This window comes from Pseudomonas fluorescens (genome assembly GCF_000968015.1).
In the GTDB taxonomy this organism is placed as follows: Bacteria; Pseudomonadota; Gammaproteobacteria; order Pseudomonadales; family Pseudomonadaceae; genus Aquipseudomonas; species Aquipseudomonas fluorescens_W.
On sequence record NZ_LACH01000069.1, the window covers coordinates 1 to 20,622 of the forward strand.

Below are 20,622 nucleotides of genomic sequence, written 5' to 3' on the forward strand. Positions count from 1 at the left end.
AGTGATGAGTCGCATCGCCGCACCCATGGTCGGCGGCATGGTCACCGCGCCCTTACTGTCTCTGTTTGTCATCCCGGCAGCTTACCGCTTGATGCGCCGTCGGCGCCTCGCTGTTGAATCCACACGATCGCAAGGAAGCGGGCTCTGAAGTGATCGTGTCCACGACTGCTTGCGCCATTACTGCACGGCCCCTGGTTGCCTGCACCACATCATTCAGCGGTCTGATTTTCTGGTTGGGCAGGGGACGACCCTTATATTCAATCTGGGACCGAACTCTATCGGTACTGCGTCACAACAGGGCTGATAGAGATCGACGCTTGAGGCTAATAGACCCTGTTCGACACGGATTAACTGCAAGAGTGAAGGTGTATTTCCTCTGAGGCAGACCCGGAGGAATGTATGGAAATGTCGGGCTTGATCGATTTGCTGGCTGGTAAAGGAAACAGTTGGCAGTGTTCTGAGTGATGCCGAAGCAGTGTCGTTTGTTGAGGCGCATTTTCCGGGCAAAGCGTATTGCCTGGTAGCTGACTGGACGTTGATCGATGTTTCCGTTTCCGACAAGCAGGCCAAAGCGCTTGCGACCCTGGGTCTCGTGGCCAGCGTCGTTTATGCGCTTTGTGTCATTGAAGACAGTCGTGAGCGTTTTCCTCCAGGCGACCTTACACATAAGTAATATTCGCGGCAGCTTTCTGAAAGGCATTATTGGCTATCCTCTAGTCAGTAGTAAGTGAGCACTAGGAGAAAATCATGAAAGCATTAAAAGTATTTTTTGCCGTTTCTATCTTGACCTTGTCTTCTTTGGCCATGGCTGAAGGAGGTGGAGACCGCGTTTATGGTCGAATGATGCAAGAGAACCAACAGGCGATGGAGCAATACGCCTTGAGAAATGGAAAGACTGCACCTGAAGTTGTTCATTATGAATACGGAATGAACCTCGATATTCAGAAGGTAGTCAGTGTCACTCAAGCCAACAAAACCTGCAGTGTGGCGCCTTCGCGCATGACCTATGAAGACTCGGCGGGCAAGCTCAACACTTTGGAGTACAAGGTTATGGGTACCAACTGTCCGCATGGAAGCTAGTTATAAGACACATGTCTGCGTCAGCTGATTCGATCTTGTCTTTAGGTACGCTTACGGTTCGCTCCAGTTGCATAAGTCGTTTGCGCACAGCTAGAGGAGGCAGCGAACGTGTTACACAAACCTTTACGGGCTGAGAAAGTCAGGGGCTACGTTGAGCGCGGAAAACACGATCGACAGGATGGTCATCAATAGCCATACGAAACCGTCCCAGTATTTTATCGCGGCCAGCAGCAAGGCCCCGACGATTGGCAGCAGGGACAGCCCCTTCAGCAAGCGAAAGGTCCTGGTTAGCGTTCGGCCCTGCTTGTCGACTTGGTCGATGGTGATCCTGAGCAGACCCTGAAGTTTTGGGGGATAGGTTTTTATCTTGTCCTTAAAATCATCGAAGATGACATTGAAGCTGTGTAGCAGGCGCTCCGTTTGCAGCATTTGATTGTGAAGGATCGCAAGCAGAACCACAGAGACCACTGCCAGCCCAAGGACAAGGATAAAACCTTCGAATCTTGAGGTTGTTTTCTCCAGCACGACCAGACCCGCCAACGATATCGGCAGGGCGAGCATCTTGCCGGCGATGTCGCCCAGCACCCCACTAAGCTTAGTGCCATAGTCGATTTCAGCCTGGGCCACCTCGCGCCTGACCCGCTCAAACGAGAAGCTATAGACGTAGGTTTGCAGATTCGCACGGTACGTGGCGAGGACCTCCCGCCACTCCCGCACGATCACCAAGAACAGATTCGGCTCACTCTCAAACTTCTCGATGACGCTCGCCACCGCCATCCGAATCATTAATTTTCGTTCGGAGAGGTGCGCCTTGTTTTCGTTTTTTCGATTGAGTATTTCTTCCAACAAGCTCAGGTGGTTGAGCTCATAGTCAAGAACCTTGACGTCAACCTGAGTAGGCAACAGAAAAGTTCTCGGAGGCTTAGCCCCATCAGGAGGCAAGGCAAAAAACAGGTTATAACCATCTGGGCTGCTGTCTTTGTCGACGCCGATCGCTAGCAGTGCAAGCAGCTCGATCAGCCGGCAGACGCGCCTGAGCGCCTTAATCGCCGGAGGTTCGGTGTCATCACTATCCGCCCAACGGAGCTCAACAATGTACACGTTGCTCGGAAATTGGCCCTTGCCCAATGAGCCATTACGAGCGACAAACTCGCCTAAGTTCGCGTAGAACCGGCCCGCCTCGTTCGATGGCAAGCGAAACTCAATATCGAGAGAGTCAGCTTCGTCAGAGCAATGCTCGAACTTGCCATAGGCTGCGGGCAGGTCATCACACATTCGCAACGCGCCGATAATGTCGGGCGTTGGCCTCCCCTCATAGCGGATGACCCCATCCTCAAAGGCGGGTACTCCGAGGGCACGGTAGAGAGCTACCACATGGGAAAACATTTTTAGCCAGCCCTTGCCAGCAATTCTTTCTCGATCACATCAACCAGTTCGGCAGTCAGATTGGACAGGGTCAACCTCTTCCGTCCCTCATCGTAGTAAACGTCTGCGGCCGGATCCTTACCTAACGCTCCACGCTCGAATTGCAACGACCAGTTAGCTGCGTCCCCCTTGATCCGGGTCTTCTCTTTCAGCGATTTCGCATTGACCGTAAAGTCGTCCGGCACCTTGTGTTTCTCACTATTCAAATAGTCTTTCAGCCCAGCGATTTCATCCACTAAATCAGCGGGTATGTGTGCGACGGCGACGTGGCAGATGGCGTCCAGGCGCGCAGACTTGCCTGCGGCCAACTGCTCCTCCAGATATTTGATCACCGCCTCTTTGGCCTAATAACCAAAGCTTTTTAACGGTTTTTTGTCGCGAAAAAACCGGGCAACGTTATCGATGGCATTTTTGGTAGCGCGTCTGGAGGCCACTCCTTTCGCACAACCCAGTGCAGAAATGAAATAGTCGGATGCCTGACTATCACGGCCGCGGCTGATGAAGCACAGGTAGGTTGAATCTATTTCCTCTTCCGCGTCATCCCCATCCTGCTCAGGCGAGGCAGCGGCAGCAGCCATAGCCTTTATGGCGACGAAGCTAGCCAAGTTGATCCTGGCAGCCTGCTGAACCTTGTTGAGATCGACCTCCTGAATTTCCTTCGGCACATAGTTTTCGTCCAGCTGAATACCACCGCGCTCCTTCATGCTGGCGACCAGGAAAAAGTCGGTTGCGCCCGAGGTGTACTGGGCACACAGGATGTGTCCACCATTGGACAAGACTTGATTACCGGCTTGCTCCACCAGTTGGTCCATAGCCAAGTGGGTCAAGTCGATAAATTGCGTTTCATCATCTTGTACTTCTACGAACGCGGTAAAACGCTCTGGAAACGGCCCTTGACGGTCATCACTGGCAAACTGGCCATAGACCACACTGTTGCCTTCTTTGCCGATGAGGCCGTAGATGCCATTGACCAGAAAATGCAACGCGGGATTTTCAGTATCGAGCGCCACATCCTTCTTGACCACCTCGGAGATAAAGCTGGTCTTGGCCAGCTTCTTGAAGCTGTGAATAATGGCAGTTTTCAGTGTGATCATAGGTCGAATTCCGTTCCGATAGTATCAATATGGAATCACTGAAAATAACACCTTACCCAACAAACTTCAGGGCTTATCTCGACACGTGACACCGCCTAAGGGCTTCAACACTTAGGCAATGAGTAAGACCGCAAGAACCCATTAACTGTACATGCATACAGAATAATAATCTATGCCGTTTGCCAACACGAGGGTTGGAACGTTGAAGCGCGGCCAGCACCATCTCGGATTGTCACAGACGATGGCCGCTATCATTGACTCAATCTGAGCCCTATCTGCGTTCCTACATAATCTGTCGGCGATTGGTTAGTCAGCCGACGTAAATTTTACGTAGGAACGCGATTTTCGTTCCGATTCCGACTGTCAAATTTGCTCTAAAACGTTTTTTACATTTCCTGCAATACAGCTTCATGTTCCCAGGGTCGAACTCGTCGTACACATGACCACTCAATGCCTACGATGACACTCCGCCGTTCTGACCGTCGATGCTGCTGGAGCATCAAGGATTGAGCCAGGAAAGTCGGCGCCCTTAATCTCACACTTTGTTACCGCATACCCCAGCCGGGTGTAAAAACCTGCTTTGGTAACAGCCTCGCAGGCTGCCTCACCCCCTGCGCTAACCTGCCTGTCAAGCCCACCCCAGAGCGCTGTACGCGCTTTCTCAAACGCCCAATCCGCGAATTGGCCGGGTGATTGCATATTCTTGTCTGTACAAGTATCTGCGTGTGCATAAGACATTTCGCCGCGCAGTACACGCGCTCTTGCGGCACAAGCGTTTTCGATGGTCCTTGGGAATAAAATAATGAAAAAAGCATTTCTCACTCTTTCTGCATTGGCTTTGTGTGTGGCTGCCGGTTCTGCGCTGGCCAAGGAGTACAAGGAGTTGCGCTTTGGCGTCGACCCCTCTTATGCGCCGTTCGAATCCAAGGCCGCCGATGGCAGCCTGGCGGGCTTCGATATCGACCTGGGCAACGCGATCTGCGCTGAGCTGAAGGTCAAGTGCAAGTGGGTTGAAAGCGACTTCGACGGCATGATTCCCGGCCTCAAGGCCAACAAGTTCGATGGCGTGATCTCTTCCATGACCGTCACGCCAGCGCGTGAGAAAGTCATCGATTTTTCGAGCGAGCTGTTCTCTGGCCCGACCGCGCTGGTATTCAAGAAAGGCGCGGCCATCGGCACTGATCCGGCGCTCCTCAAGGGCAAGAAAGTCGGCTACGAGCAAGGCACCATCCAGGAAGCCTACGCCAAGGCCGTGCTGGACAAGGCCGGGGTAGAGACCCAGGCCTACGCCAACCAGGACCAGGTGTACGCTGATCTGATCTCCGGACGCCTCGATGCCTCAATCCAGGACATGCTGCAAGCCGAACTGGGCTTCCTGAAGTCGCCACCAGGCGCTGACTTCCAAGTCAGCGAGCTGGTCGAAAGCCCCCTGCTACCAGCCAAAACCGCCGTGGGTCTCACCAAAGGCAACGCCGAGCTGCAGGCCTTGCTGAACAAAGGTATCAAGGCACTGCACGACAATGGCACCTATGCGGCCGTCCAGCAGAAGCACTTTGGCGATCTGAATCTCTACAGCGGCAAATAATGACCCTGCGCCCATTTCCGGATGGGCACTTTTTTGATTGACGTAGGGCTGCTCAATGCTAGAAAACCTATTGCAGATTCTTGGGCTGTCAGGCTTTAGCCTTAAGGGTTTCGGCCCGCTGTTGCTGCAAGGCTCCTGGATGACTGTCAAATTATCCTTTCTGTGCTTGCTGGTGAGCGTTGGCCTGGGCCTGATCGGCGCCAGCGCCAAGCTTTCGAAATCGGCACTGCTGCGCGTCCCTGCGCAGGCCTACACCACGCTGATCCGCGGGGTGCCGGACTTGGTGCTGATGCTGTTGATCTTCTACAGCCTGCAAACCTGGCTGACCAGCCTGACCGAAGCACTGGGCTGGGACTATATCGAAATCAACCCCTTTAGCGCCGGGGTCATTACCCTGGGCTTCATCTACGGGGCTTATTTCACCGAAACCTTCCGTGGCGCCATCCTTGCCGTACCGCGAGGGCAGATGGAAGCGGCTACCGCCTACGGCCTGACCCGCGCTCAGCGCTTTCGCTTAGTGGTGTTCCCGCAAATGATGCGTTTTGCCCTGCCGGGCATCAGTAATAACTGGATGGTGATCCTCAAGGCCACCGCGCTGGTGTCGATCATTGGCTTGGCCGATCTGGTCAAGGTGGCCCAGGACGCGGGCAAGAGCTCTTATCAGCTGTTCTTCTTCCTGATTCTGGCCGCCTTGATCTATCTGGTGATAACCACCGCTTCGAACTACGTCTTGCGCCGGATGGAAATCTTCTACGCCGCAGGCACCCGGGAGGCCGTGCGATGATCGAGCTACTGCAGGAATACTGGAAACCTTTCCTGTTCCAGGACGGCAATCACATCACCGGGCTGGCCATGACCCTCTGGCTGCTCAGTGCCTCGATCTTCTTCGGTTTCGTGATGTCGATCCCGCTGTCGATTGCCCGGGTCTCGACCAATATCTGGGTGCGCTGGCCGGTGCAGTTCTATACCTACCTGTTCCGCGGTACGCCGCTGTATATCCAGTTGCTGATTTGCTACACCGGCATTTACAGCCTGGCCGCGGTGCGTGCTCAGCCAGTACTGGATGCGTTCTTTCGCGATGCGATGAACTGCACGATCCTGGCCTTCGCCCTGAACACCTGCGCCTACACCACGGAGATCTTCGCCGGGGCGATTCGCAGCATGAACCACGGTGAAGTCGAAGCGGCCAAGGCCTATGGCCTGACGGGCTGGAAGCTGTACACCTACGTGATCATGCCGTCCGCCCTGCGTCGCTCGCTGCCTTACTACAGCAACGAAGTGATTCTGATGCTGCACTCGACCACCGTGGCCTTCACCGCGACCATCCCGGACATCCTGAAAGTCGCGCGAGACGCCAACTCGGCAACCTTCCTGACCTTTCAGTCGTTCGGCATCGCTGCGCTGATCTACCTGGCAGTCACTTTCTCCCTGGTCGGCCTGTTCCGCCTAGCTGAACGCCGTTGGTTGTCTTTCCTTGGCCCGGCTCACTAATTCAGGATGCTTGTTCATGTACAAACTGACCGTTGAAAACCTGCACAAAAGTTACGGCAACCATGAAGTCCTCAAGGGCGTTTCGCTAAACGCCAATACCGGCGATGTGATCAGCTTGATTGGCGCCAGTGGTTCGGGCAAGAGCACCTTTCTGCGTTGCATCAACTTCCTGGAAACGCCCAACGACGGCGCCATGAGCCTGGACAACCAGCCGATTCAAATGGTCCATGACCGCCACGGCATGCGCGTGGCCGACGCCAATGAATTGCAACGCATCCGCACTCGCCTGGCGATGGTGTTCCAGCACTTCAACCTGTGGAGCCACATGACCGTGCTCGACAACATCACCATGGCCCCACGCAGGGTGCTGGGCGTCAGCAAGAAGGACGCAGAGGATCGCGCCCGGCGCTACCTGGACAAGGTCGGTTTGCCGGCACGGGTTGCAGATCAATACCCCGCGTTTCTCTCGGGTGGTCAGCAGCAACGGGTCGCCATTGCCCGTGCCCTGAGCATGGAACCGGAGATCATGCTGTTCGACGAGCCGACTTCGGCCCTGGACCCGGAACTGGTGGGTGAAGTGCTCAAGGTGATCCAGGGTCTGGCCGAAGAAGGCCGCACCATGATCATGGTGACCCACGAAATGAGCTTTGCGCGCAAAGTGTCGAACCAGGTGCTGTTCCTGCACCAGGGGCGGGTCGAAGAGCAGGGTGCGCCCGAGCACGTATTGGGCAACCCCAAAAGCGAGCGCCTGCAGCAATTCCTCAGCGGCAACCTGAAGTAACCGGAGCGCCTTCGAGCGACCGCAGGGTCGCTCGAAGGCGCTTGCTCAACCCTCAAAACGCCCACGCCCAACCTGGGCAATCAGTGATGCCGTAGCCGCTGACGAGCCGCTGCCAACAGATCGGACCGCTTCGCTTCAAAACAAGGAACTCTGTCTGAGCAGCCACCCTCTCTGGAACCAGGATATCTACCTACGCCGCATTGCTTTGAGCACATCACCGGGAGCATGGGCGCCGCTTGCGTCACCGCGGTGAACGTCAGCTTCGGTGAACTCTTCAGTGCCCCCTGCATCATGACGATGTCCAGATGTCGCTTCTTTTTGCCCATCATCCTGACCTTCATGGTTATGCATCTTGGTTACACCACCATGCTGCTGGCCACCGCTGCTCGCGGCTAGCGCTCTGTATTCCTGAGCATCCATACCAGGAAGCTGCTAAAGAAAGGCGACCATTCCCCAGATATAGGGATCGGCCATGCTTTTACCCCAGACAGGCATGCCCGTGGATTTGATACCGTGCTTGATGATCCAGAACTCTGCTGCTGGGTTTCCACCGACACCAAGCCAAGGCTTGTGCCGCGAGGTTATTATGAATCCTTCTGCTCAATGGGCAACAATCGGCCCAGAGTGTGTAAAAACGCCTTCGCGAACACTTGCTATGATTTCTGAGGATTTCATCGCAGGGATCGCCCATGAAGCGCTTTATCCAAGGTGAACATCGAGGCCAAGGCACCTTACTTCCCGAGAGCCTCGACGACTACGTCAGCGATTCCAATCCGGTGCGCGTAGTCGACGTCTTTGTCGACGAACTGGATCTGGTCAATCTGGGTTTTGAAGGTGCCATTCCAGCCGATACTGGCCGGCCTGCTTACCACCCCGCGATCTTGCTAAAGATCTACATCTACGGCTGCCTCAACCGCATCCAATCGAGCCGACGTTTGGAGCGAGAAGCCCAGCGAAACGTCGAACTGATGTGGTTGACCGGGCGTTTGATGCCGGACTTCAAGACCATCGCCAACTTCCGAAAAGACAACAGCAAGGCCATCCGAGGCGTCTGTCGCCAGTTCGTTGTGCTGTGTCAGCAGTTGGGATTGTTTGGAGAACATCTGGTCGCCATCGATGGCAGTAAATTCAAAGCAGTCAACAACCGCGACCGCAATTTCACCAGCGCCAAACTGAAACGGCGCATGGAAGAAATTGAATCGAGTATCAATCGTTACCTGGCGGCACTCGATGCTGCCGATCGGCAAGAACCAACAGCTTCCGAGCCCAGCGCCGTGCGGCTGGAAGAGAAAATCGCCAAGCTCAAAACTCAAATGAAGGAGCTTCAGGCTATCGAAACCCAGCTCAATGAGTCGCCGGATAAACAGTTCTCACTGACCGATCCAGACGCCCGTTCCATGATGACGCGGGCGCAGGAATCGTCGGCTACAACGTGCAGACAGCGGTCGATACTCAGCACCATTTGATCGTTGCACATGAGGTGAGCAACGTCGGTTCCGACCGCGATCAACTCAGTTCAATGGCCAAGCAGGCCCGCGAGGCGATAGCGTCAGAAACGTTGTCGGTGGTGGCGGACCGAGGTTATTTCAAAAGCGAACAAATCCTGGCTTGTCACGATGCCGGCATCACCGCCTATGTACCCAAGCCGATGACCTCTGGAGCCAAGGCTGACGGGCGTTTCAATAACGATGCCTTCGTCTATGACGCGGCAAAGAACGAATACATTTGCCCGGCTGGAGAGGCGCTGATCTGGCACTATTCTTACGTTGAAAAAGGCCTGAAGTTGCATCGTTACTGGAGTTCGGAATGCCGGGACTGCGCGTTGAAATCGCAGTGCACACCGAGCACGGAACGACGAATTCGGCGCTGGGAGCATGAAGCCGTATTGGAGGAAATGCAGCTTCGGCTGAGCAAAGCCCCGGAGATGATGCGAGTCCGAAAACGGACGGATGAGCATCCCTTCGGGACGCTCAAACAATGGATGGGTGCGACGCACTTCCTGACGCGAAAGCTGGCCGGGGTGAGTGCGGAGATGAGTCTGAATGTGCTCGCCTACAACCTGAAACGGGTCATGAAAATCATCGGTGCCAACGGTTTGATGAAGGCGCTGTCGGCATAAAAGAGGCTGATTTTGGCCCATCCCAGAGACTGTAAAAACAGCGTTGACGTGTTCCAGGTCGCGACCGATGCGACTCGAAGCATTGACCGTGCGATCGCTCAACTAACGAACGTCAATGACCCAAGACGATCAGGCCATGAGCGTTTTTACACACTCTGGGCCAGAAGCAGCCCCTCGATGTTGCTCCAAAACCAGAGGACGCTTTCAAGGGCTTCACCGGCCTCCCTAGCGATCTTCATCGCAGCGCAGTAACAAGCAGGCAACACCTTCAAACCTAAGTGCACCTAGGTCGAGTTCATGGACGAAAGCTCGATCACTCGAACTGGATTTTCTTCAGTTTCGTCATCGAGCCTGAATCGCGTACCGTTGACCATCATGGACTAACCTCCATTTCTGTCGAGTGCTCAAATGAGGGGTGCCATGGGATTGCAATGAAGCAGATTGGTAGTCGCTCACTCGTTCCACGCGCAAAAAATACGTGAAAAAAAGTTAGATTAGGTAAGTGACTGATTTATGGAAGATAAAACACATTTAACTGTTAGCAAGGCTCCGGAATCCATGAGTGAACAGATCGAGCCCGGCACACTGAGCCACGCGGCGCAGCAACGTCAACGCGCCAGCCAACTGGCCCAAGCGGTACGGACCGAATTACAGAAAGCCGTGATCGGCCAGAACACCGTGATCGACGACGTCCTCACCGCGCTGATCGCCGGCGGCCACGTGCTGCTCGAAGGCGTGCCGGGGCTGGGCAAGACGTTGCTGGTACGCGCCCTCGCCCGCTGCTTCGGCGGCGAGTTCGCACGTATCCAGTTCACCCCGGACCTGATGCCCAGCGACGTCACCGGGCACGCGGTGTACGACATGCAGACCGAGCAATTCAAACTGCGCAAAGGTCCTTTATTCACCAACCTTTTACTGGCCGACGAGATCAACCGCGCCCCGGCGAAAACCCAGGCCGCGCTGCTCGAAGCCATGCAAGAACGACAAGTCACCCTCGAAGGCCGCGCCCTGCCCATCGTGCAACCGTTCATGGTGCTCGCCACACAAAACCCCATCGAACAGGAAGGCACTTACCCGCTGCCGGAAGCCGAGCTTGATCGCTTCATGCTCAAGGTGCGCATGGACTACCCCGACGCCGATCAGGAGCTGAACATGGTCCGCCAGGTCAGTCGCTCGACCCGGGCCGACATGCTCGATGTGCAACCCCTGCGCACGGTGTTGCAAGCCAAGGACGTGCTGGCCTTGCAACGCATTGCCAGCGATTTGCCGCTGGACGATCAAGTCCTCGACTATGCCGTGCGCCTGGCCCGCACTACCCGCAACTGGCCGGGCCTGATCCTCGGTGCCGGGCCTCGGGCCTCCATTGCCCTGGTGCGCTGCGCTCGGGCGCGAGCGTTGTTGCGTGGCGGCGAGTTTGTGATTCCGGATGACATCAAAGGCTGCGCCCTCGCGGTGTTGCGTCACCGTGTGCGGATTGCGCCGGAACTGGACATCGAAGGGCTGGACGTCGATCAAGTACTCAAGCAACTGCTCGATCAAGTGCCGGCGCCGCGCCTGTGAAACCCTCGCGCCTGCTGCTGATCTGGCTTGCATTGCTGCTGGCCATCGGCATCGTGCTGGGCGCGTTGCGAGCGTTGGAATTCGCGGTTCCATCGAGCCTGTTGTCGATCAACTGGGGACTGCTGCTGGCACTGCTGGCCCTGGCAATACTCGACGTCGTCCGCCTCAAACGACTGCCCTCGCCCCGCCTCCATCGACAAATGCCCGGCAGCCTTGCACTCGGTCGATGGGGTGAAGTGCGACTGGAGCTCGAACATGACTTCGCTCAGCCACTGACCGTACAGATTTTCGACCATGTGCCGGAAGGCCTGAGCTTCGAAAACCTTCCTCTGTCGGTCGACCTGCAACCTGGCCAGCACAGCCAGATCGGTTATCGATTGCGCCCTCTCAAGCGCGGGCACTTCAGTTTCGAGTTCTGCGAAATCAACCTGCCGAGCCCATTGGGGCTGTGGTCCGACAAACGCTTGCTCAATGTGGTCGACAGCACCCGCGTCTACCCGGACTTCGCCCGCCTGTACGGCGGCCAACTGCTGGCAGTCGACAACTGGCTCAGCCAACTCGGCGTGCGCCAACGCCAACGACGCGGCCTGGGCCTGGAGTTTCATCAACTGCGCGAATTCCGCGAAGGCGACAGCCTGCGCCAGATCGACTGGAAAGCCACCGCCCGCCAACGCACGCCCATCGCCCGCGAATACCAGGACGAACGCGACCAGCAGATCATCTTCATGCTCGATTGCGGCCGGCGCATGCGCAGCCAGGACGATGAGCTGTCGCACTTCGACCACGCGCTCAATGCCTGTCTGCTACTCAGTTACGTCGCCCTGCGCCAAGGCGACGCAGTGGGCCTGAGCACCTTCGCCAACGACCGGCCGCATTACCTCGCCCCGGTCAAAGGCACTGAACAACTCAAGGTCCTGCTCAATACCGTCTACGACCTCAACAGCACCCAACGCCCCGCTGATTACCAAGCCGCCGCCAACGAGTTACTGGCCCGCCAAAAACGCCGGGCGTTGGTGGTGCTGGTGACCAACCTGCGGGATGAAGACGACGAAGAACTGCTGACCGCCGTCAGACGACTGAGCAAACAGCATCGGGTGCTGGTGGCCAGTCTGCGTGAGGACGTCCTCGACACGCTGCGGCATACGCCGGTGCAAACCTTGTCGGAGGCGCTGGCCTATTGCGGGACGGTGGAATATTTGAATGAACGGGCGGAACTCCATGAGCGGTTGAGTGCTCATGGAGTTCCCGTTGTAGATGCTCGGCCCTCAGAGTTGGGGGCCGAACTGGTGACGCAATATCTGAGCTGGAAAAGAAGCGCCGCGTTTTGATTTTTCAATCAGTTCACTACCGTGACATGTACGGCGCCAATGTCTGAGGAACCATCAGAATTCTCGACCTTGACGGCCAGGGACACGACATCCGATGTGTACATCGGCCTCCAATAGTGCAGGTATTGTCCGTTGCGATCGGTAGTGGCATCGATGAATGGCGCGCCATTATTGGAAACCAGAATGCGCCTGTCTGACATTGGCTGACGGGTTTCCCTGTCCACTATCTGCGCAGTCATCGTGACAAACGTGCTCACCGGAACCGGATTCACCGACGCGACAACGGACTCGACAGCCGCGTGATTCGCTTCAAGAACGGTCAATACCAGCGATTTCGTATCCCATCCAGCCACGCCCCCTTTCACCGATGCCCACAACAAAGTCTCACCTGAGGCCCCCAGGGTGAAGCGAACCGTGGCCTTTCCATCCGCATCGGTCAGTGTTGGCGCCAAGGACGTGTTGTCGTATTCCCACATCACCTCGACATTCGCCAATGGCTCATCCGTGTTGGCTGAAACCACCAAAACCCGGGCGGTCATTTCTTGCCCCGGAAAACCGGGCGGATCATCGCTGACCAACTGTTTTATCTGACGAGGTTCACTCAGGTAAAACGGCAACGAAACCGAATCCGAGTTCAGCGCATCCCCGACCGACGCCGTCAGTTCAAACGCGCCCGGTGTGGCTGGCATGAAACGGATCTTCGCCACCCCGTAAAAATTGGTGATCGATGTGATTACGCCAAGATCAGGGCTGCGCCAGGTCACGGTCAGGCCCGACATCGGTTTGCCGGTTATGCTTGAGACAACGGTAATCTGTTCCGACACCTGCGCGCCCCACAGCAGCGTCTGGTTGACCCGCTGACGCTCGGCGATTTTCACCACTTGCGAGCCCTCACCCAACGACATCGCGTTCGCCGGCGACAGGCTCGCCAGTCGCTCAGACGACAGGCGCAACGCAAAACTGCCGTCCTTCAAATCGCCAACGTTGAACAGGTACTGCAATCCCACGTCGTAGAATGACCGGGGCACGCCAAGCCCTTGCGACAAAAACCTGATACCCAGTTCGGCAGGTCCGGTGCCGGTCATTCCTAGTGTCAAGGGATGTCCAAACAAGGGACTGTTACTGGCGGCCTCCAGATCGACAGAATGCTCCCCCTTGCGACGCGGGAAGTAGGTTTTTTCGCCCCACGGCTGGAAGGGTTGCTTGTCAAAACTGACCCTCAGCCCTTCCCACGGATCACTCGCTAGCGCAGTGACCGTCATGGCGTGTTGCTCTTGATAACCGTCGTAAGGGCTCACCACCAACGCCTCCACCCGATGCTCCGAATTACCGGTTGCGGGTGCATAAGCAAAACCGGACCAGCCATCGGCATCGGTTTTCACCTCACTTGAGCTCCCCGATGTCGTCCATGTCACCGGCACCTGATCCACGGCATTCCCGGTGAAATGAGAGAACACCCGAACCCACTGCCAGGCGGGGTCTTGTCCGACGACCGGGTCCACAGGCGATTCACGAAACGTCTCTATCCTGACTTTGTTATGCGCCAGCGTCATCGGCTTGGCTGTGGCAACGAAATCCAGCTGCGGCAGTACCAACGCCAGGGCAAATTGGCCAGGCTTTTCACTGGCGGTAAAGTCCAACGTCCAGCGGGCGCCGCCGTCACCGATTGCCTGCAGCTGATCAAGTAAAGGTTCGACTTTGGCACCGAGTTGCTCGGCCGATGTTCCCGACCACAACAGCCGCGCCGAAAGGCCTACCAGAGGGCTGAGAGCATTGGGCAAGACGATGAAGCGGTGCAACGCGCCCAAACATGGATACAACGGTTGATTGCCCAGTGCAGCCGGTGTTTGGTCCAGCACCAGAGCCACTTCCTGAGTCAGATCAGGGGATATCAAACGCCCGAACAGTTCCCGATCAACTGACAAGCCCTCGCTGGTCAATTTCAGTTCGAACAAACCGCTGAGGCTGGTATCGGCCTCAGAGTCGAGCGTCCACTCCAGGCCGCCCGCAGGCAGTGGTCTGGGCGTTCCGATATCACTCGGCACCAGCCCGATTGCCGGCGGCGCACCGCGCCAGTTCAACGTCATGTTTTTGTTGATCAAACTGCTGCCGGACAGTGGCTCGACCTTCAAGGTATGTGTCTGTCCACGCCAACAGAGCACCCCAAGCGCGACCCGATCAACCTCGACGTTATCGAGCAGGATCTTGACCTCGCTCTTCCATGGACTGGTCGCCAGTGGCGTCACATTGAAAGGCTGTTCAATTGGCACCGCCTCTGTGTGAGCTCTGACTTTGGCAGTGATGACGTGAGGCCCATCGCGTTCAGGCGTATACAGCAAACTGGCCCAGCCACCGGCTCCCGAGCGGGTCGGGATGTTGCCCCCGGGCGTCTCCCAGTCAACCAGTGCATTGATGACGGGACCACCGTCGCCGCTAGCCACGACATGCAACACCTGCACCCTCAGCAGCACACTTTCCTGTTCATCCTTCACCGGAAACTTGTTGGCCTCTCGCACCTCTCCGATCTTCACCAGATTACGCGCCAGTGACATGCGTTTTTTCGGCGATGCCAGCAACAACTTCGAGCAGACCAGCGACAGCTCGAACCGACCGTCAAGACAGTCCTCATTCGTCAGCGTCCAGAGAACGTCGGAGCCGTCGACCGGCACCGGCGTTTCAAGCGCCGGATTGACGGTAACCCCCAATTGTTCAGCAGAATCGCCGCTCCAGTGCAGACACACATCCGTTCCCGACAGTACCGCGGGGAGTTTCACGTGAACCTGATAGGTTGAACCCCGATTGGGATAGCCGATCCTTTCCTCCCAAGGCGCCCCCTGCTCCTCTACAACAGCCAAGACCTCCTTCCACGGATCGGTCGCTAAAACCCGCACTGTCAGCGTTTGAGTCACGACGCCAGTGGCGTAATACGGGCTGTCGACCGAGGCCTGAATGTCGTATTCACCCTCATCCGTCGGCCCAAAAGGAAAGTATGCCCAGCCATCGGTATTGGTGACGGCAGCACTTTTGACGCCCGTTGCGGTGACCGTCCAGCTCACCGTCCGTCCGCTGAGAAACTGACCGGTGTAATACGACGCCACTCGAACCCCCAGGCAAACGCTTTGCCCCAGGATCGGGTAGTAAGCCGCTTCCTGCACATCACGAAACATCAAGCGGTGATGCCCCAGCGACACCGCGATCGGGTAAGGTTCGGCGGTGTACTGGTTAAGCAGGTTCATCGAAAAGAGGTAGGGTTCCTCATCTCCGATCCACGGGCAATCGAGCAGCCATTGATCCTCAAGCGGATGATCAACGCCCCAGCCAGGCGATGTGACAATCGCCTCTTGCGGGTTGTCGTTGCTGGTCAACGCGGCCTTGGTGCCCAGCCAGGCGTTGTCTGGCGCAAGCCTGAATTTCAGCCGGTGAGCAAGGCTCGCGGAGGCCCCCAGGCATAAGTGCAAAGTCCCCGACGGTGGCACCAGTTCTTCGTCAAGCATCAGCGGTTGCATCTGCGCCGGTTCCAGATGCAACTGAAGCTTGATTCGGGTGATGCAGACCTGCGAGAGGTAGTCGCCAAGTTTGTTGGGCGGGCTGAACACGCTGACGGTGATGGTGTCTTGACCGTGGAACGGCAGCTCCAGGTCGACTTTGTACGGGATCGGCTTGAACACCAGCGGCTGACCACTCTTCAGACGCGCTTGATCTTCCTCCGGATCCCGGGGTTTACCCGGCAGCAACGGGATTTCCAGTGCCTCTGACTGCCCATCGATACTGACAACCATCCTGCCCGCTTCGCTATGCCGCATCTCGCACAGGAAACTGAGGGCATAGCGAGCTTGAGCACCCGGATCTTTTGGAACCGTCAATGACTGACTGACCGAAGACTCATTGCCGGCCTTCAGAAAACGAATCAGTACACCCTCATAGATTTCCATCGCCGTACCCAGCCAGTCCTGATTGACCGGGCCCTTTTTCCAATGACTGAATGCCTTCTCGAATTCGCCATCGAGCACCAGACTCTCATTGGCCAGAATAATCGGTTTACCCACGACGGCTTGCTCCTTCGACGTTAAAGCTCTGGGCTGGCATCTCGGCTCGGGTCACCAGGTCTTCCACGGCTCGAGTGAACGTCGGCTCCCCGGCTTTGGCCGTGTAACGGATGCGCACGATGATGTCCGTCAAAGAGAGCAGCATGGCGAGCTGTGGCTCTTTTTTCGGCCATGGAAAGTTCAACTTCCAGCGAGATACTCCCCCGGTATTTTCAAAGGGGTTGAGCAAGCCTTCATCAGGTTTCATCGCGGTCATGCCGTTGTCGGCCAGCCCCACCGACAAAGCTATTTGCTGACCGCTGCGCAGGTTGATTTGCACGTCGGCAGGGGCCACGGCGCCGTCCGGTTTGTGCAAATACCTCACCGACGGGGTCGATGCCTTGGTCGCGATCATGCTGCCGATCTGGAGCAACGTGGCCCGCACATCCTGGAAAGGCCCGGTCAGCACCGGCAGATCGACCTCGACCGAGCTGATTTGCCGGCAGTAATGCCCCGGATGGTCACGGTCAAAAAGCAACTGCGTGAGCCTGAACTCCAGTGTTCCTTTATCCGTCAACCGCTCCAATGCCTCCTGCCAGGTGGTAAAACCCGGCTGCGGATCGATCGTGTCCTCGAACAATTGCCGAAGCGAAACGGTTTTGACCAATTCCAGCCGTCGCTCATGCCGTTGCAGATACTCACGCTCCATGCGCAGCAAATGCCCGCGCAGGTGCTCGCCTGCTGTCAGGCCGTGGCGGTTGTCCAGCCAGACTTGGGGCAACGGAGTCTGAGAGTCGTAATCGCCGGTTTCGGCGCTCAGCGAGGCCTGGGCGCTGAGACACAAACTGACGACCGCATCGTACGCCTGGTAGTGCAACGCCTTGAACTGGCCGAGCAACCAGCCGAACAGTTCGGCATTGGTCGCACGCTTTTTGAGGAAGTTGTAAACCGTCAACGACTGACTGTTGGCCCTGAGGGTTTGCTCCAGGCTGGTTTGAGCCGCTTGCACGGCGCAGGTCTGTGCGGTGACTTGCTCATCGATTGCACGGACTTCCGCCAACGCCTGATCACGTTGCAGTTCCCATTCATTGCGTCGACGGCGGTAACCTTCAGTGGCGGCCTGTTTGTCTGCGTCCATTTGCACCACCGACGAGGCGACGCCCAATCCGAAGACAACCGCATCGACAGTTTTCTCGAGACGATGCCCACCATTCGAAAAACCAAAAATGTTGGGCATAGAGGCAAGCACCGCGCCGGCGGGTTTGATGCTTGAGGCCGCCAACGACAATTGTTTTGACAGATACAGATTTTCCATGACCTCGTACTCAACCGCCGACACATTCTCGCCATAGCGTTGTGCATAGGCATCAGCCCGTTCCTGCGCGACTGCCCGGCTTTGCGCCAGGGCGTTCACGTTCGCTTGCAGTTGGGCGATGGTTTGTTCCTGTACGGTCTTGGCGTAGGTTCCAAGCTCCACCAGATGGTTTTGCTGCATTTCTTCCTGTTCGGCGCGATCCCGTTGCTCAAGCAAGCGCAGTACTTGATTGCCGTACTCCTGCAGGACCTGCACTGCACGCAACGCGACCTCGAACGTCACGCGCCAACGGAAGGCACCGACCACCAGTCGCCCGCCCATCGGTCTTGGCCCGCCAACACCTCCAGAGGCGAGATCACGCAACAATTGATTGGGATCCGTGGGCGGGCTGAAGAGCGGTATATCCAGCGGTTTGCCATCCAGTGTCAGGTTGTTGCGCAGGTTATGCAGGCGCTGGCCCGGCAAGTCGTACAGCGCGAGCAACTGTTCATTGATCGGGCAGGTGAAGGGTTCGTTTGCCAGTAGCCCGAGCTCGGGAGGCGCCTCGGCGGCGGCGGGAAAGTCCGTCAGACTGTACGTGAGGGTTTGTTCAAACTGCTCAAGCGCTGGTCGCGAAGCGCTCCGGTTTAACAGACTGTCCACCGTCTCTGTTTGCCAACGGTTGGCCGTTCGCACCAACGGTGGTTGGCCCATCAGGAACTCAGCCTGGACGTAGCACAGCTTTGCCGCCACCAGGCTGTCACGGGTGAGTTGGCGGTAGTACCAGTCCCCCCAGGCCACCAGATTCTTGACGTAATCCGTGAACACCAGAACCTTGAAGTGATAAGGCGCGGAATAGCCAATGGCGTCCGGATCGGTCGGGGCTCGGGTTTCACAGCCCACATTGCCTTCGACGTTCAGTGGCCGACAGCGCCAATACAGGGGTTTTGGATTCGTACGTGATGGTTGCTCAGGATCCGCCGGCGCCTGCGGATCAAACAGGTAATGCAGCCATTTTTGCGCCTCCAGGTAACGATCCTCCGCCCGTAGACGTGTCGCGACCAGATGAGGCAAATGGAAAAACAGCTCCCAGAAAAACAACCCGTTGGCGCCGTTGAACGCACCGTTCGGCTCGTTGAACAGATCTGATGCCGGGGGCGGTTCCGGCAGAAATTGTGTGTCCCAATCGAGTACGGCATCGACGGAAATATTCGAGCGCTGTACCAGTTCCGGGCCGAACAGTGAGTTCAGACGGACGAATTTGAGCGCCAGGTCTGACTTTTTCAGATCGAGAAACTGCGCCGCATTGAGGGTGTTTTTCAGCAGCACAGGCGGGACGAAGTCCGTAACGTTGACGATCGTCAATTCAAATTTTTTACGTCCCCCCGTAGCGGAACCAAAGGTAAAGCTCGGATTGTTCCACGTCCCTTTTGCTCGTCTGAAAACCTGCCATTCGGTTCCCCAGCCACCGGCATTCGGCTTGTTGATATTGATTGGAGCCGGGTCCGGGGGAGTTTTGCCCGTGAACGTCAATTCAAAGTCAGCGTTGCCGGCAACGGGTGTGGGCCGCAAGAAGCCCTGAACAACAAGCACATCGTCATTACCGTCGCGAAACGCGACAGCCTGCAGATCCAGGTAGGACTCCAGGGTGTTCGCAACCTCCTGAGTGACGACGATTGTCGGCTGATTCATCATCGGGTGCTGAACCGTCTCGGCGGTGATAAAGCGATGCTGTGCCGCAGCCTTGAGCCAACCACCATCATCGTCGGTCAACGGACGGAACAGCACATCACGCACGGCATAGACATTGAGGGAATCGGCACCAGACTTACCGTCAGTCAACAAGACCCCCAGCTTGCCTTTAGGGTTGTGATGATCGGCCCACACGGTCGCAATCAGCCGTGTTCCCTCAGCAAGGTCATTGAGTGGCTCGGAACTGTGCAGGCTCAACGGTGCCGACCATTGGCCATTCTGCGTCATGAAGGCCACGCTGATGTCCAGCTTGTGCGGCAAAAACTCGTCAGGCTGGTGCCCCTCCACCCTTTCGCGCCACTCGGCCCACACCAGGCACAGCCGCCCGTTCCAGAACACCGGACGCATGTCCAACACCCTCGCACCGGTGGGAATGTCCACCGGCTGCCACTCGCTCCATGCTGCCGGATTGATGGCGATATCGTCTGTCGAGAGCTCCACCTCAGCCTTGCGCCAGAAGTACTGGAAGGGCGGCACGCGCTGACGACCGACAAAGTAATAATCGGCACGCGTGGGCGATCCACCGTCCATGTAGCTGCTGATCACGTCCAGATTGCAGGTCTGCTCGAACGTTTGCAGATAGTCCCGCAGGGCGGCTTGAACGGAGTCGCTGTTCAAGCGGGTCTGGTTCAGGTTGTTTTCAAGGGTTTTGAACAGGCTGGTCTTGCGCTGCCGCACAAAGGGGTTGATGAAGTTTTCCGGGTAAAGCGCAATCAGCTGCAGCGCTGCCCAATCCGGGTAATTGCTGTAAAGCTCCCAAGTGGCCAGATCCCGCTTGTTGAATTCGATCGACCCATAGCCCGGTTCGAGCTTGCGGTACGCGGCATGAATGAACTGCTGGGCGCAACTCGTTGCTTCGGCGACCCAGGAACTCTGAACCGGGTAGCTGTCCAGCGGATCCATGCGCAGCAGTTCGAACAAATCCGCTGGCGTTCTCAGGAAGCCGAGCTGCGGATCGGGTCCTTTGCCAACTTGCCCGATGCAATACTCGACCAACGCGTTACGGCGTTTTTCGAGCAACCCAGCCATATTGTTCAGTGCCATGATCCTTCCTCCTGAAGGTGTAAATCGGGGAAACACAACCAGCC

The 20,622-nt window shown here is 56.8% G+C and carries 11 protein-coding genes and 3 pseudogenes; 9 read left to right on the plus strand and 5 right to left on the minus strand.

Going from position 1 to position 20,622, the window contains the following annotated elements; translation table 11 throughout:
- Nucleotides 1-457 precede the first annotated feature (457 nt).
- Together VD17_RS33215 and VD17_RS26735 are read left to right on the plus strand one after the other, a co-directional pair.
- On the plus strand, nt 458-673 hold the full coding sequence (locus VD17_RS33215; protein ID WP_440130585.1) for a DUF6957 family protein: 216 nt from the start codon (nt 458-460) through the stop codon (nt 671-673).
- 74 nt (nt 674-747) lie between these two features.
- Complete coding sequence (locus VD17_RS26735) at nt 748-1,080, plus strand: DUF2790 domain-containing protein (protein ID WP_046056457.1); 333 nt, start codon at nt 748-750, stop codon at nt 1,078-1,080.
- 123 nt (nt 1,081-1,203) lie between these two features.
- On the opposite strand, the gene VD17_RS26740 is transcribed toward VD17_RS26735, so the two are convergent.
- Nucleotides 1,204-2,466: a hypothetical protein gene (locus VD17_RS26740; protein WP_046056458.1), complete on the minus strand. Its 1,263-nt coding sequence runs from the start codon at nt 2,464-2,466 to the stop codon at nt 1,204-1,206.
- 2 nt (nt 2,467-2,468) lie between these two features.
- A pseudogene (locus tag VD17_RS26745) lies at nt 2,469-3,599 on the minus strand (nucleoid-associated protein).
- Between the two features lie 802 nt (nt 3,600-4,401).
- Between VD17_RS26745 and VD17_RS26750 the strand changes: the two are divergent.
- The 4 genes from VD17_RS26750 to VD17_RS26765 are packed head-to-tail and all read left to right on the plus strand — an operon-like array spanning nt 4,402 to nt 7,456.
- A complete protein-coding gene (locus VD17_RS26750; protein ID WP_046056459.1) occupies nt 4,402-5,184 on the plus strand; it encodes a transporter substrate-binding domain-containing protein in 783 nt (260 codons plus the stop codon).
- Nucleotides 5,185-5,239: 55 nt separating this feature from the next.
- Nucleotides 5,240-5,968, plus strand: coding sequence for an ABC transporter permease (locus tag VD17_RS26755; protein WP_046056460.1), 729 nt, complete (start codon nt 5,240-5,242; stop codon nt 5,966-5,968).
- Complete coding sequence (locus VD17_RS26760; RefSeq protein WP_046056461.1) at nt 5,965-6,675, plus strand: ABC transporter permease; 711 nt, start codon at nt 5,965-5,967, stop codon at nt 6,673-6,675. Before VD17_RS26755 ends, VD17_RS26760 begins: the two co-directional genes overlap by 4 nt.
- 16 nt (nt 6,676-6,691) lie before the next feature.
- Entirely contained in the window at nt 6,692-7,456 is a 765-nt protein-coding gene (locus VD17_RS26765) for an ABC transporter ATP-binding protein (RefSeq protein WP_046056462.1), read from the plus strand.
- Between the two features lie 186 nt (nt 7,457-7,642).
- Here VD17_RS26765 and VD17_RS32765 read toward each other — a convergent pair.
- Nucleotides 7,643-8,017, minus strand: a pseudogene (locus VD17_RS32765) (c-type cytochrome); the annotation flags it as partial.
- A 128-nt stretch (nt 8,018-8,145) separates the two neighbouring features.
- Between VD17_RS32765 and VD17_RS26770 the strand changes: the two are divergent.
- The 3 genes and pseudogenes from VD17_RS26770 (at nt 8,146) to VD17_RS26780 (ending at nt 12,463) form a co-directional block, all read left to right on the plus strand.
- A pseudogene (locus tag VD17_RS26770) lies at nt 8,146-9,575 on the plus strand (IS1182 family transposase).
- A gap of 558 nt (nt 9,576-10,133) precedes the next feature.
- Nucleotides 10,134-11,135, plus strand: coding sequence for an AAA family ATPase (locus VD17_RS26775; RefSeq protein ID WP_046056463.1), 1,002 nt, complete (start codon nt 10,134-10,136; stop codon nt 11,133-11,135).
- Nucleotides 11,132-12,463 carry a DUF58 domain-containing protein gene (locus tag VD17_RS26780; RefSeq protein ID WP_046056464.1) on the plus strand — a complete coding sequence of 444 codons (1,332 nt, stop codon included), beginning with the start codon at nt 11,132-11,134 and terminating at the stop codon, nt 12,461-12,463. Before VD17_RS26775 ends, VD17_RS26780 begins: the two co-directional genes overlap by 4 nt.
- A gap of 8 nt (nt 12,464-12,471) precedes the next feature.
- Here the strand turns inward: VD17_RS26780 and VD17_RS26785 are convergent, their stop codons facing one another.
- The gene (locus tag VD17_RS26785) at nt 12,472-16,509 is read right to left on the minus strand and encodes a hypothetical protein (protein WP_046056465.1); all 4,038 of its coding nucleotides are present in this window, start codon (nt 16,507-16,509) and stop codon (nt 12,472-12,474) included.
- The gene (locus VD17_RS26790) at nt 16,502-20,578 is read right to left on the minus strand and encodes a neuraminidase-like domain-containing protein (RefSeq protein WP_046056466.1); all 4,077 of its coding nucleotides are present in this window, start codon (nt 20,576-20,578) and stop codon (nt 16,502-16,504) included. The genes VD17_RS26785 and VD17_RS26790 overlap by 8 nt, the downstream gene beginning before the upstream one ends.
- Nucleotides 20,579-20,622: the final 44 nt, after the last annotated feature.

Excerpts from the sequence above, each read along its gene's own strand:
- VD17_RS26735 (WP_046056457.1), top strand. The coding sequence starts at position 748 with ATGAAAGCATTAAAAGTATTTTTTGCCGTTTCTATCTTGACCTTGTCT.
- VD17_RS26740 (WP_046056458.1), bottom strand. The coding sequence starts at position 2,466 with ATGTTTTCCCATGTGGTAGCTCTCTACCGTGCCCTCGGAGTACCCGCC.
- VD17_RS26750 (WP_046056459.1), top strand. The coding sequence starts at position 4,402 with ATGAAAAAAGCATTTCTCACTCTTTCTGCATTGGCTTTGTGTGTGGCT.
- VD17_RS26755 (WP_046056460.1), top strand. The coding sequence starts at position 5,240 with ATGCTAGAAAACCTATTGCAGATTCTTGGGCTGTCAGGCTTTAGCCTT.
- VD17_RS26760 (WP_046056461.1), top strand. The coding sequence starts at position 5,965 with ATGATCGAGCTACTGCAGGAATACTGGAAACCTTTCCTGTTCCAGGAC.
- VD17_RS26765 (WP_046056462.1), top strand. The coding sequence starts at position 6,692 with ATGTACAAACTGACCGTTGAAAACCTGCACAAAAGTTACGGCAACCAT.
- VD17_RS26775 (WP_046056463.1), top strand. The coding sequence starts at position 10,134 with ATGAGTGAACAGATCGAGCCCGGCACACTGAGCCACGCGGCGCAGCAA.
- VD17_RS26790 (WP_046056466.1), bottom strand. The coding sequence starts at position 20,578 with ATGGCACTGAACAATATGGCTGGGTTGCTCGAAAAACGCCGTAACGCG.